Genomic DNA, 11,355 nt, shown 5'->3' with positions numbered 1-11,355 from the left:
AGAGACGATCGCACTGTTCCCGCGTGCCGTGCCGCTCGCGTTTCGGTCGTCGCGGCCGAAATCATTGTGATCGTCACGCATCGGGCTTCAGATCGCCTTTCGATAGGGCTCCCGTCGCTTTGGCACGTGACGAGAAGGAAACAGGTCAGTTGGCCATCGGCACCGGCGGCGGAAGCCCGTCGCTGCTGCCGCCCAGCGCCGAGGATGACGCCTCGGCACGGGCTATGCGCACCGTATGCGCTTCCGCCGCAGAACGATCGGAGGACAGGGCACGGTGCACGGGCGCCGGCGCGCGGGATACCGTGTCGTGGTGCCATGCCGCAACAAGCATCGGCGCCGGACGCTGCGGGTGATACGACACCAGATGAACAATGGCGTCAGGATGGGATGCTTCCTGATGCACGCGCTGCAGGCGGCGTGCGCCATCCGTGTCATGCGAGACCGCGTCGCGAGACACTGTCTGCGCAAGGCTCGGGGCCGGTGTCGCATAGGCGACCCGGACGGGTTCGGGCCTGGCTTCGAGACGCGGCATCGGACGGGCCGACGCCACAGCAACAGGTGGGGGAGCCGGTGCGGAATGCGCGGGCAGGGCAGGGCCAGGGGCCGCATCCGACTTCGCGGCAGCATTGGCACGCGAAATATCGTCGCTGAGCGGCGCGCGCGGATCAGGTGCGAGTGCCTTGGAGCCCGGCGCGGGCAGCGTCCCGTCGAGACTGGCCAGCCGTACGAACTGGGCCGGCGCCATCGGGTGGAGATCGGGCAGCAGACGCGTGGACAGCGCGCTCAGGCGATCCGGCTGGTTGAGAAGCGCCCATTCGGTCCGCAGCATGGCGGATTGCTGGCGGACACGTTCGCTGTCCTGCACGATCTTCGTGATCTGCTGATCCAGCACCGTCGTCTCGTGCTTCTTCGTGTATAGGAAGAGGCCGGAGCCACCGGCGAGAAGCGCGCAGAAAATCGTGAACGGCCGGATCATCGGGTCGGTCCTGAAGGGCTGGGGGCGAGGCGGGCAAGCGCGCGCAGGCGGGCACTGCGCGCACGGGGATTGATGTCTGTCTCGTCGCTGGCGGCGCGCAGGGGGCGCGGCGTCAGCAATGAAAAGGGCGGCGTGTCCTGCTGCGTCACGGACAGCGGCTCGTGGCGTGACGGACGTGCCGCGCGGCCGGTGAGATTGGCCATGGCGCGCTTGACCAGCCGGTCTTCGAGCGAGTGGAACGAAACGATCACGAGACGACCGCCGGGCGCAAGCATGGCCGGCGCCGCTTCGAGCATGCGCTCGATTTCTCCAAGCTCGTCATTGACCGCAATGCGCAGCCCCTGAAAGGCCCGCGTTGCGGGATCGATCCCCGAACGGTCCTTCGGGACGACGCGCCGGATGACTTCGGCGAGTTGCCCGGTGGTGCGGATCTGCGCTTCCGCCCGTGCAACCACGATCGCGCGCGCAATGCGCCGGGCAAGACGATCTTCACCGTAATGGAAGATGATGTCGGCCAGTTCGCCTTCGGGGGCGGTATTGACCAGATGCTCCGCCGACGTGCCGCTCTGCCCCATGCGCATGTCCAGAGGACCATCGTTGCGGAACGAAAATCCGCGTTCCGACTGGTCGAGCTGAAACGACGATACGCCGAGGTCCAGCACAATTCCGTCGAATGGCGGCGCATCTTTCGCAAGCTGCGCCATGTCGCCGAAGGTGCCGTGAAGCATATGCAGGCGCTGCGACCCAATCTCGCCGGACAGGGCTTCTCCACGCGCGATCGCATCGGAATCGCGATCGATGGCCCAGAGCGTCGTGTTCGGCACGGCAAGCAGCGCTCGCGCGTAGCCGCCGCCGCCGAAGGTGCCATCGAGCAGGGTCGCGCCTTCGTGCACGTCCAGCGTCTCGAGAACCTCGCGCAGCATGACCGGAGCGTGGCCGCCGGCCGCAATCGTTGCCTGCGCCGAAAAGGCCATGGCGGATGCGGGCTTGTCGGAAACGCTGCCGTGATTGTCGTCGTGCTGGCGCAGGCTCGCAATCGTCGTGAATTGGATGGCCATCATGATGCCGCACCCGTGGGCTGGGGACGGCTCGTCATGGCGCGCGACCGCGACCGAGCGTCCTCACGGCGCCTGGCCGCGGCTTCGGGTTCCCAGATCTGGAATGTGCGGCCCAGCCCCATGAAGGCCACCTCGTCGCGAAGTCCCGCATGCGCGCGGAGCGAATCGGGCACGATGATACGGCCTTCCTTGTCGCTGTCGATCGGATAGGCATCGGCATAAAGCGATGCCGCGAGGTCGTCATGCGCATCGGAAAAAACGTCGATCTCGCCGAGCGGCTGCGCGAGCGAGGCGAATGCGGCCTGGGGCCATGCCTCGATGCAGGGATGCAGGTGTGACGGACGGAGAATGACCAGCGAAGCGCCCGGCTCGGCCTGTGCGCGCAACGCATTGCGGAAAGCGGCCGGGATCGACACGCGGCCCTTGGCGTCAAAACGGTTCTGATGCGTGCCGAGAAACACACTCACGCCGTCTGATGCCTCCCTGCCTGCCAGTTCACTGTCGAGTTCTTGTCTGGGTAAGCATGGGATATCATGGGATTTCATGGGCCGTCAAACAAAAGACAGCCAAATCTGGCGGATTTCCGGGAAATTTTGCACGCGAATGAAGTCTTCGCCATCGTTTAGACAAAATTAGTAATCGTGATGCCAGACTGTTGTTGATCTACATCAAGTTTACGTTTTGTTCCTGCCCGTCGAAACGCATTCATTACTTGCGCGACGGTTAAGAAATGATGAAGGAGCCCGATTCGCGAGGTGATGGGACTGGTGCCAGACGGTCTGTAAGCCGGGTTCTGTCCACCAGCGCACGAAGCGGCGGTGTGACGATCATTCCTCTGGGACGCATCTTGCGATGCGCCTCGCGCGACCAACCCGAGCGACGAGGCGGGAGAACCTCCGGTCGTGCATCCCGATGGGATACCGACCTGCCGCTCCTATTCGGTCTTGCTCCCGGTGGGGTTTACCATGCCGCCCCTGTCGCCAGGCGCGCGGTGCGCTCTTACCGCCCCGTTTCGACCTTGCCCGCAACCAAGTCGCTCGCGCGACCAGTCCGGCGGGTGGTTTGTTTTCTGTGGCACTGTCCCTAGGGTCGCCCCCGCCGGCCGTTAGCCGGCACCGTTCTCCCGTGGAGCCCGGACTTTCCTCGACCGATGCAGCAAAACCGCACCCGCCGCGATCGTCCAACCGTCTGGCGGGGCGGAACCTGAACCAGGGTTGTCATTTCGTCAATGGGCGACAGCATCTTGTCAGGCGCGCCGGTCGCGTGCGTGATCGCACCATGACCGCCTTGCCCGAACGTCCTTCGCTACTGACGCGTCTTTTTCTTCACTCTCTCCGTCGTGCCGAGAAGCGGGTGCAAAAGGGACGATCGCCTCATGAGATCCCGTTGCCTCTTCCCGGGCATGCGCCTGCGCCTCATCCCCGGACCCTTGCGCGGTTGCGCAAGATCGCGGGTCGGCCCAGCTTCCCGACGATCCTGTCGAGCCTCCAGATCAGGACCTGGCGCCCGATCCTGGTGCCGGGCGGGGAGGGACGGCGCCCGGCGCGTCTCTACCGCCCGCGCGGGACGGTGCATGGCGCGATCCTGTTCCTGCATGGCGGCGGCTTCGTGCATTGCGACCTTGTGTCGCACCATGGGATCTGCTGCCGCCTGGCGCGTCAGTCAGGTGCCATGGTCCTGTCGCTCGATTATCGTCTGGCGCCGGAACACAAATTTCCGGCGGCCGTGGACGATGCCTGGGCCGCGCTGCAATGGCTTGCGCAACAGATGGAAGGTCGCGGGCCTGTCGCCGTTGCGGGTGACAGCGCGGGCGGCAATCTTGCGGCCGTTATCGCCCTGAAGGCGCGCGATGCGGGCGGGCCGAAAATTGCGGCGCAACTGCTGATCTATCCCGTCATCTGCGGTGCGGATGCGCCCGACACGCGCACTCGGTATGCACGCGGCTATTTCCTGACGGAAAGCGGAATTGCCTGGTACGGCGCGCAATATCTCAGCCATGAGGCGGAGCTGCGCGACCCGCGTTTCGCACCCGTTCTGGCCTCGTCATTCGCGGGATTGCCGCCTGCTGCGATCATTACCGGAGGGTTCGACCCGTTGCGCGGGGACGGGGAGCGCTATCGCGATCTGCTGCAGGCTGCCGGCGTGCCGGTTTTCTATCGCTGCTACGGGCGCATGATCCACGGCTTCCTGAACTTCTATGCGCTTCTGGCAGACGGACGTTCGGCGATCCGTGTCGGCGCACACTTTCTGCGCCGACACCTGCGCGCGCCGATTACTTCGTCGGAATCATCCTGAACTGACCCGGCGTTCCGGCGTCCGTCTCGATCGTGCGGTCGGCGCGGTCGATGCGCAGGGTAAACAGCTTGTCCGGCAGGCCGGTCTTCTTGCCGGGGCAGGCAGCTTCATGACGTGCCAGGACGTCGATGTGCGATGCGTTCGGCGGGTCGTCGCCGTTGACCAGGAACACGAGGCATTTGCCCGGCTCGTCGGTCAGCCCGTCATGGGTCACCAGCACGCGCAGATGTTCGACCAGCGCCGTGTTGTCGAACCAGCTGAGGTCGGTGAACGTCATCTTGTCGGCCGCGAAGTCGAGCAGGCCGGTGCGCGACATCACCACCATCAGCAGCGCGAGCGGCACGACCATAATGAGGCGGCGCATGATGTGCTGCTTGAGCGACCGCGGCGATTTTCCGCCGCGTCCGATGCGCAGCTTGGGCTTGGAAGCGGCGTCGGACGGCGCGTTGGGTGGTGCGGGCAAGTTGGTCAGACCCTCGTCGAATGGGCCGCCAAGGCGACCGGGTGGCCCGGCATATCAAAACCGCGCCACCCCGCGAAGGATTTTCAGGTGTCCCGATCTTAAAGGCTTGTTCAGACACCGAGGCGAAAGCCCCGATGTCTGCCCGCCGGAACGAGACCGGGGATCAGGCCATGTCCTCGTGCCAGGCATGGCCGTCGCGGGCAAGAAGCGCCTTCGCGGCCTCCGGACCCCAGGATCCGGCCTTGTAGGTCTCGACCGGTGCCTTGTTGGCCTTCCAGGATTCCAGGACCGGTTCGACCCAGGACCATGCCGCCTCGACCTCGTCACGGCGGATGAACAGGACGGGATAGCCACGCACGGCGTCGAGAAGGAGGCGCTCGTAGGCGTCGGGGTAACGGACCTTGAAGGTCGGCCCGAACGAGACGTCCAGCGTTGCTTCGCGCAGCGCCATGTCGTCGCGTGACGGATCCTTTGCCTCGATCGACAGCGACACGCCTTCATCCGGCTGGATGCGGATGACGAGCACCTGCGGGCGATCGCCCTCCGGAAACAGGCCATGGTCCGTCTTCTTGAACGCGATCACGACTTCGCTGACCTTGCGGGTCAGGCGCTTGGCGCTGCGGATGTAGAAGGGCACGCCGGCCCAGCGCGGGGTCGCGATCTCGGCGCGGACTGCAGCAAAGGTCTCGGTGCCGCTCTCATGGCCAAGTTCGGTCAGGTAGCCCGGAACCTCCTTGCCGCCGCTTTCGCCCGCAACGTACTGCGCGCGGACCGCGTGATCCTTGACCATCTCGGCCGTGAGCGGCTTGAGGGCCTGCAGAACCTTCACCTTGGCGTCGCGCACCGCGTCGGCATCGAGCGAAGCAGGCTTCTCCATCGCAACGACGCTGAGCACCTGAAGCAGGTGGTTCTGGATCATGTCGCGCAGGGCGCCCGAACCGTCGTAATAGCCCGCGCGTCCCTCGACGCCGACCGTCTCGGCCGCCGTGATCTGGACATAGTCGATGTATTCAGCCGACCACACGGCGTTCAGCACGGGGTTGGCGAAGCGCAGGGCGATGATGTCCTGCACCGTTTCCTTGCCCAGGTAATGGTCGATGCGGAAGATCTGGCCTTCCTGGAAATAACGGCCGACGCCGTCGTTGATCTCGCGCGCGCTCTCCTGATCGATGCCGATCGGCTTTTCAAGGACGACGCGGGTCTTCGGCGTGATGAGTTCCTGGGCGTGCAGGTTCTCGGCGACCGCGCGATAGAGATTAGGTGCGGTGGAGAAATAGAACACCCGCGCCTTGCCTTCGCCCCCGGCAAGGGAGGCCTTGAGGTCGGCCCATTTGCCTTCAGGGTCGGCGCCGTTCAGGCTGACGTAGTAGAGCATGTTCAGGAAGGCTTCGACGCGCGCCTCGTCGAGATCGGCCTTCGCAACGAACTTGTCCAGCGCCTCGCGTGCGCGGCCCTGATACTCTGTGCGGGAGAGAGGAGAGCGCGCGGTTCCGATGATGCGCGCGCTGTCCGGCACCTGTCCTGCCAGCATCCGGTAATAAAAGGCCGGCAGCAGCTTGCGCATGGTCAGGTCGCCGGTGGCACCGAAAATGACGTAGTCGAATGGCTCGACTGCATTGATCGCCTTGGACGTATCCATCAGATCGAAACTCCCGCGACGGTCGCCGTACCCTCCGGCACGCGCCAGGGGCGTTGCAGGATGGCCGGCACCTGTCCGATAGGGTTGAAATTGTGTCGCGCAGGTGAAGCGCGCGGCATTGGAAAAAGAGCGCGGGCCGCAGAAGCAGCCGGGCGAGGCGCCATATCCGGACGATCGGATTTGTTCGTGACAGGGCAGGGGCCTGTCAAGGTCGGCCTCGGTCTTTCGCGCATTGACCGCGAACATGTGAGCGCGATAAGCCGCGCGTCTCGATGGTCCGCATCGTGAACAGCGTCGGACCATCCATCTCACCACGAAGCGAGGACAGGCCGTCATGGACAGCGACAACAGCCCCGAGTCCGGTCACGAGACCGGTGGCATTGCGGCCGACCGCCTGCGGTCGATCATCGAGCGCGTCGAGCGTCTGGAGGAAGAGCGCAAGGCGCTCGGGGGCGATATCAAGGACATCTTTGCCGAGGCCAAATCGGCGGGTTTCGATGTCAAGGTGATCCGCCAGATCATCCGCCTGCGCCGGCAGGAGCCTGCGGAAGTGCAGGAACAGGAAACCCTGCTCGACATTTATCGCAGGGCCCTTGGCATGTGAGGTCCTCCGGGGCGCGCGCCGATGCCGCTTGGCGTGGGCCCTGGAATTGACGACACTGGTAGACATGATGACCACGATCGCATGGTTTCCCTGGTGGGCGCAGCTTCTGGCAGGCGTGATCCTGCTGGGGCTCGGCGTGGCCTATCTGCTGATGCCTTTCTCCGTCTTCGGCGTGAAGCCGCGTCTGGAGGAGATCGAGCTGCAGCTGGGTGAGATCCGCGCGGAATTGCGCGTGATCGCCATGCGGCTGTCGGGCGACGATGTGCCGCGCCCGGCGCGTCCGACGGAGTTCGCGCCACCACCGCAGCCGGCTTCCGCGTCGCCCGCTTCCGTGGCGCCGGCGCAGGGACCTGCTCCGATGGGGCCGCCCCGGCCGCATGTCGAGCCTGCGGCCGAGCCGTTGCGGGCTGATCCGCGTGTGGCGCGGGCCTCCGACGACTGGGCCGCACCGCATGACGCCGGTCCGCGGAGTGTGGCGCCCGTGCGTCTGAACGATCCGTGGGCACCGGCTGCGCGCGCCGAGCCCGAACGGCCGCGCACGGCACCGCCATCGGAGCGCGATCCCTATGATCGGCCCCAGACCGGCCGCTCAGGCTCATTCCTTGCGAGCGAAAGCGAGGCGGGGCCGCGCCTGTCGCCAACCGTTGCCGCTGATCGTCCTTATGACGACATGCCTCCGGAAGGCATCGCCAGGGCCCTGCGTCCCACCCATTTCGAGCCTCCGCCGCAGGATATGCGTCGGCCGCCCGTTCACCCGGTGGCACAGCAGGCGCCACAGACGCCACCTGCACCGGATCAGGGTGAGACTGATACAGGTTACTATGCCCCGCCAGCCGCTCCGGCGGGAGAGGCGCCCTGGCGTCGTCGCGAGGAGCTTTCGCCGCGCGCGGCCGACGAGCGCCCGGCGCGGGATGAGGACGATACCTGGCGCCGCCCGCGCTCGGAGCCGACGCTCCGGTGGCCGCCGAAGACCTGACCCGGGCGTCGTCGCGCTGTTACGCTGTATGCAGGACCAGATCGTCCCGGTGGATAAGCGCGTCGCCGCCGGCAAAACCCAGGATGGTCGCGATCTCGTCTGAATGCAGACCGAGAATGCGCTCCGCATCCTGGGCGCCATATTCGCTCAGACCTCGCGCGATTTCCTCGTTGTCCGGACCGCGGACACTGACGAGATCGCCCCGTTCGAAACGTCCCTCCACGCTGACGACGCCTGCAGGCAGCAGGGAACCGCCACGACGCAGTGCCGTGACTGCGCCTGCGTCGATCCAGACCGTTCCACGGACCGAGACATGGGCCCCGATCCAGCGCTTGCGCGCTGACCCCGTGTCCGTCTGGGCCAGGAACCATGAGCACCGGCCGCCTTCGCTCAATGCGCGCAGGGGGTGGGGCGACAGTCCGGAGGCAATGGCCATGTGCGCACCCGACCGCGTCGCGATCTGGGCTGCGAGCAGTTTCGTGTGCATCCCGCCCGAGGAATAGCCGGCGGGCGGCGCGCCGCCCATGGCCATGATCCGGGCATCGACCGTATCGATCAGCGGCAGATGTGCGGCGTCAGGGTCGCGGCGTGGATCGGCGGTATAGAGGCCGTCGATGTCCGAGAGCAGGACGAGCTGGTCGGCGCCGATCATCTGCGCGACGCGGGCGGCCAGACGATCATTGTCGCCGAAGCGCATTTCCGTCGTGGCGATCGCGTCGTTCTCGTTGATGACCGGCACGCCACCAAGCGACAGTAACGTGTTCAGCGTCGCGCGTGCATTCAGATGGCGCCCGCGGTCTTCGGTATCTTCCGGGGTCAGCAGAAGCTGGCCGGCGATCAGTCCATGGGCCTGCAGGGCCGTGCTCCAGGCGCTGGCAAGGCGGATCTGCCCGATGCTGGCAGCGGCCTGTTTCTGATCGAGCCGCAGACGCGCGCCGACCAGTCCGAGCTGGCGACGCGCAAGTGCGATCGCGCCCGAGGACACAACCACGACAGCCGTCCCGCGACTGCGCAGGGCCGCGATATCGGCGCAGACGCTTGCCAGCCAGTCCTCCCGCAGCGTGGCGGTGTCGGGATCGACCAGCAGGGCACTGCCGATCTTCACGACGACGCGCTGTGCGTCGGAAAGAGAGGGCGCGCTCATGCGTCGTGTTGCAGGGCGGCACGCGCGGCGGCCGTTTCCGCGCGGTTTTCCGTCACGCGATCCTGCACCGCGCGCAGGAGTTCCGGCAGCCCTTCGCCGGCCACGGCGGAGATGGCAAAAACCGGGGCGCCGGATGCCTTGGCAAGCGCGCGCTTGCGGGCCGAGATCTGCGTGGGCGTGAGAGCGTCGATCTTGTTGAGGACGACGATCTCCGGCTTGGCGGCAAGCAGGGGATCATATGCCTCCAGCTCGCCACGGATCATGCGCCAGGTCTTGGTAACGCTATCCGTCGTGCCGTCGATCAGATGAATGAGCACGGCGCAGCGTTCGACATGGCCGAGGAACCGGTCGCCGAGGCCCGCACCCTCGCTCGCGCCCTCGATCAGGCCAGGGATGTCCGCGATCACGAATTCTTCCGTCATCGACAGGCGCACGACGCCAAGCTGCGGATGCAGGGTCGTGAACGGATAATCGGCGATCTTGGGTTTCGCGCGGGACACGACGGACAGCAGGGTCGACTTGCCGGCGTTCGGCATGCCGACTAGTCCCACATCGGCGATCAGCTTCAGGCGCAGCCAGATCCAGCGTTCCTCGCCGGGCCAACCTTTATCCGCACGTCGGGGTGCGCGGTTGGTGCTCGTCTTGTAGCTGGCATTGCCGAAACCGCCGTCGCCGCCGCGGCAGAGCAGGATCTCCTTGCCGACGACATCGAGGTCGGCCAGCATCGTTTCGCGGTCCTCGTCGAAGATCTGGGTGCCGACCGGCACGTCGATCAGCACGGTCTGCGCCGCAGCGCCGGTGCGGTCCGATCCGGCGCCGTTGCCGCCCTTGCGGGCGCGGAAATGCTGGGTGTACCGGAAATCGATGAGCGTATTGAGGTTGGCGACCGCGCGAAACACGACGTCCCCGCCGCGTCCGCCATTGCCGCCGTCCGGCCCTCCGAACTCGATGTATTTTTCGCGTCGGAACGCGACCACGCCATCGCCGCCATCGCCGGAGCGGACGTAGATCTTGGCTTGATCGAGGAACTTCATCGGTCGGGTTCCGTGTGAAAAGCGGTAGGAAAAAGGGCCGAAACGAAGAGGGGGCCGGCCCTGTCGGACCGGCCCCCTGTCTCGAGGCGTACCTTGAGGGCCGAGCCTTGAGTGGATTACTCGGCGGCCTGCGGCAGCTCGGCAACCGAGACGTGCACGCGGCCTTCCGAGCGGCGCTGGAACGTCACGTGGCCATCGACCAGCGCGAACAGCGTGTGGTCACGGCCGAGGCCGACATTCGCGCCCGGCTTCATCTTGGTGCCGCGCTGGCGGACGATGATGTTGCCCGCAATCACGCTCTCGCCGCCGAACTTCTTGACGCCGAGACGACGGCCGGCGCTGTCGCGTCCGTTGCGGCTCGAACCGCCTGCCTTTTTCTGTGCCATGGGATGTGTCTCCTAATGTCCGGGTCGGTTCAGGCGGCGTTGATCGCGTCGATGCGCAGCACGGTGACGGGCTGGCGATGGCCGTTCTTGCGACGGCTGTTCTGCCGGCGGCGCTTCTTGAAGATGATGACCTTGGCCAGACGGTCCTGGGCGATGACGGTTGCTGTCACCGTTGCGCCTTCGACCAGCGGCGCGCCGATCGACAGACCCGCGTCGTTGCCGAGGGCCAGAACTTCCGAGAAGGTCACGGTGCTGCCGGCTTCGGCTTCCAGCTTCTCGACCTTGAGCGTCGCATTCGGTGCGACGCGATACTGCTTTCCGCCCGTGCGGATGACTGCGAACATCGTTATGTCTCTTTCGTCCGATCTCGTGGCCCGCCGCGTGTTCCCGGTCAGACCCAGATGCTTTTTGTCATTGGCCATAGCCCACCGCACGCCGTTCGGGCGCACGTATGGTTACGGCAAGGCGCGCTTCCTAGCGGACGGGCAGCGCCTGCGTCAATCTTTATCCCCTCGCAGGGTGCTGATTGTCGCGAAGGTGGCTTGCGCGGTTTCAAACAGCTCCGTATAAGGCCGCCCAACGACCAGGCCACATCAACGGAGAGGTGCCAGAGTGGTCGATCGGGACGGTCTCGAAAACCGTTGTACGTGCAAGCGTACCGTGGGTTCGAATCCCACCCTCTCCGCCATGTATCGCGATGCGTTTCCTGTCCGAAACGTGTCTCTGCACTGGCCTGCAGTCGCCCCAATCTTGAAAAATTGCTGTATTTCCGCTATATAG

Annotated in this window: 12 protein-coding genes, 1 tRNA gene and 1 other RNA gene; 4 read left to right on the top strand and 10 right to left on the bottom strand. The window is 65.6% G+C overall.

Annotated features, from left to right (window positions below; translation table 11 throughout):
- Positions 1-145: 145 nt before the first annotated feature.
- From ftsL to rnpB, 4 genes are all read right to left on the bottom strand, one after another.
- Positions 146-976 (bottom strand): cell division protein FtsL, encoded by an 831-nt coding sequence (gene ftsL / locus B8446_RS12265; protein ID WP_048849983.1) that lies wholly within the window; start codon positions 974-976, stop codon positions 146-148.
- Positions 973-1,950 carry a 16S rRNA (cytosine(1402)-N(4))-methyltransferase RsmH gene (gene rsmH, locus B8446_RS12260; protein ID WP_048850069.1) on the bottom strand — a complete coding sequence of 326 codons (978 nt, stop codon included), beginning with the start codon at positions 1,948-1,950 and terminating at the stop codon, positions 973-975. Before rsmH ends, ftsL begins: the two co-directional genes overlap by 4 nt.
- An 83-nt stretch (positions 1,951-2,033) precedes the next feature.
- Positions 2,034-2,501: a division/cell wall cluster transcriptional repressor MraZ gene (gene mraZ / locus B8446_RS12255; protein WP_048849981.1), complete on the bottom strand. Its 468-nt coding sequence runs from the start codon at positions 2,499-2,501 to the stop codon at positions 2,034-2,036.
- A gap of 299 nt (positions 2,502-2,800) precedes the next feature.
- Positions 2,801-3,226, bottom strand: an RNA gene (rnpB, locus tag B8446_RS12250) — RNase P RNA component class A.
- Between the two features lie 194 nt (positions 3,227-3,420).
- On the opposite strand from rnpB, the gene B8446_RS12245 reads away from it, so the two are divergent.
- Positions 3,421-4,329 (top strand): alpha/beta hydrolase, encoded by a 909-nt coding sequence (locus B8446_RS12245; RefSeq protein ID WP_158507588.1) that lies wholly within the window; start codon positions 3,421-3,423, stop codon positions 4,327-4,329.
- Here the strand turns inward: B8446_RS12245 and B8446_RS12240 are convergent.
- Both B8446_RS12240 and zwf read right to left on the bottom strand, forming a co-directional pair.
- On the bottom strand, positions 4,307-4,693 hold the full coding sequence (locus B8446_RS12240; protein ID WP_084712313.1) for a hypothetical protein: 387 nt from the start codon (positions 4,691-4,693) through the stop codon (positions 4,307-4,309). The genes B8446_RS12245 and B8446_RS12240 overlap by 23 nt on opposite strands.
- A gap of 262 nt (positions 4,694-4,955) precedes the next feature.
- Complete coding sequence (zwf, locus tag B8446_RS12235) at positions 4,956-6,431, bottom strand: glucose-6-phosphate dehydrogenase (protein ID WP_048850067.1); 1,476 nt, start codon at positions 6,429-6,431, stop codon at positions 4,956-4,958.
- A 334-nt stretch (positions 6,432-6,765) separates the two neighbouring features.
- On the opposite strand from zwf, the gene B8446_RS12230 reads away from it, so the two are divergent.
- The gene (locus B8446_RS12230) at positions 6,766-7,035 is read left to right on the top strand and encodes a DUF2312 domain-containing protein (RefSeq protein WP_048849973.1); all 270 of its coding nucleotides are present in this window, start codon (positions 6,766-6,768) and stop codon (positions 7,033-7,035) included.
- A 64-nt stretch (positions 7,036-7,099) separates the two neighbouring features.
- Positions 7,100-8,011, top strand: a complete 912-nt coding sequence (locus tag B8446_RS12225) for a hypothetical protein (protein ID WP_053053855.1) — start codon at positions 7,100-7,102, stop codon at positions 8,009-8,011.
- 19 nt (positions 8,012-8,030) lie between these two features.
- On the opposite strand, the gene proB is transcribed toward B8446_RS12225, so the two are convergent.
- The 4 genes from proB to rplU form a co-directional block, all read right to left on the bottom strand.
- Positions 8,031-9,155, bottom strand: a complete 1,125-nt coding sequence (gene proB / locus B8446_RS12220) for a glutamate 5-kinase (protein ID WP_048849971.1) — start codon at positions 9,153-9,155, stop codon at positions 8,031-8,033.
- Positions 9,152-10,189 (bottom strand): GTPase ObgE, encoded by a 1,038-nt coding sequence (obgE, locus tag B8446_RS12215; protein WP_048849969.1) that lies wholly within the window; start codon positions 10,187-10,189, stop codon positions 9,152-9,154. Before obgE ends, proB begins: the two co-directional genes overlap by 4 nt.
- Positions 10,190-10,305: 116 nt before the next feature.
- Entirely contained in the window at positions 10,306-10,575 is a 270-nt protein-coding gene (gene rpmA, locus B8446_RS12210) for a 50S ribosomal protein L27 (RefSeq protein ID WP_048849967.1), read from the bottom strand.
- A 29-nt stretch (positions 10,576-10,604) separates the two neighbouring features.
- On the bottom strand, positions 10,605-10,919 hold the full coding sequence (gene rplU / locus B8446_RS12205; RefSeq protein WP_048850064.1) for a 50S ribosomal protein L21: 315 nt from the start codon (positions 10,917-10,919) through the stop codon (positions 10,605-10,607).
- A 254-nt stretch (positions 10,920-11,173) separates the two neighbouring features.
- On the opposite strand from rplU, the gene B8446_RS12200 reads away from it, so the two are divergent.
- Positions 11,174-11,263: transfer RNA gene (locus tag B8446_RS12200), tRNA-Ser, on the top strand.
- Positions 11,264-11,355: the final 92 nt, after the last annotated feature.

The sequence above is a fragment of the Tanticharoenia sakaeratensis NBRC 103193 genome (assembly GCF_000963885.1).
GTDB lineage: Bacteria > Pseudomonadota > Alphaproteobacteria > Acetobacterales > Acetobacteraceae > Tanticharoenia > Tanticharoenia sakaeratensis.
Note: the sequence above shows the minus strand (reverse complement) of the source record. Positions and strands in the feature narration are given on the sequence as shown.

Bases quoted from the DNA above. Each gene is read 5' to 3' on its own strand.
- B8446_RS12225 (WP_053053855.1), top strand. From the start codon at position 7,100: ATGATGACCACGATCGCATGGTTTCCCTGGTGGGCGCAGCTTCTGGCA.
- rsmH (WP_048850069.1), bottom strand. From the start codon at position 1,950: ATGGCCTTTTCGGCGCAGGCAACGATTGCGGCCGGCGGCCACGCTCCG.
- B8446_RS12230 (WP_048849973.1), top strand. From the start codon at position 6,766: ATGGACAGCGACAACAGCCCCGAGTCCGGTCACGAGACCGGTGGCATT.
- proB (WP_048849971.1), bottom strand. From the start codon at position 9,155: ATGAGCGCGCCCTCTCTTTCCGACGCACAGCGCGTCGTCGTGAAGATC.
- rplU (WP_048850064.1), bottom strand. From the start codon at position 10,919: ATGTTCGCAGTCATCCGCACGGGCGGAAAGCAGTATCGCGTCGCACCG.
- zwf (WP_048850067.1), bottom strand. From the start codon at position 6,431: ATGGATACGTCCAAGGCGATCAATGCAGTCGAGCCATTCGACTACGTC.
- rpmA (WP_048849967.1), bottom strand. From the start codon at position 10,575: ATGGCACAGAAAAAGGCAGGCGGTTCGAGCCGCAACGGACGCGACAGC.
- ftsL (WP_048849983.1), bottom strand. From the start codon at position 976: ATGATCCGGCCGTTCACGATTTTCTGCGCGCTTCTCGCCGGTGGCTCC.
- obgE (WP_048849969.1), bottom strand. From the start codon at position 10,189: ATGAAGTTCCTCGATCAAGCCAAGATCTACGTCCGCTCCGGCGATGGC.
- B8446_RS12240 (WP_084712313.1), bottom strand. From the start codon at position 4,693: ATGCGCCGCCTCATTATGGTCGTGCCGCTCGCGCTGCTGATGGTGGTG.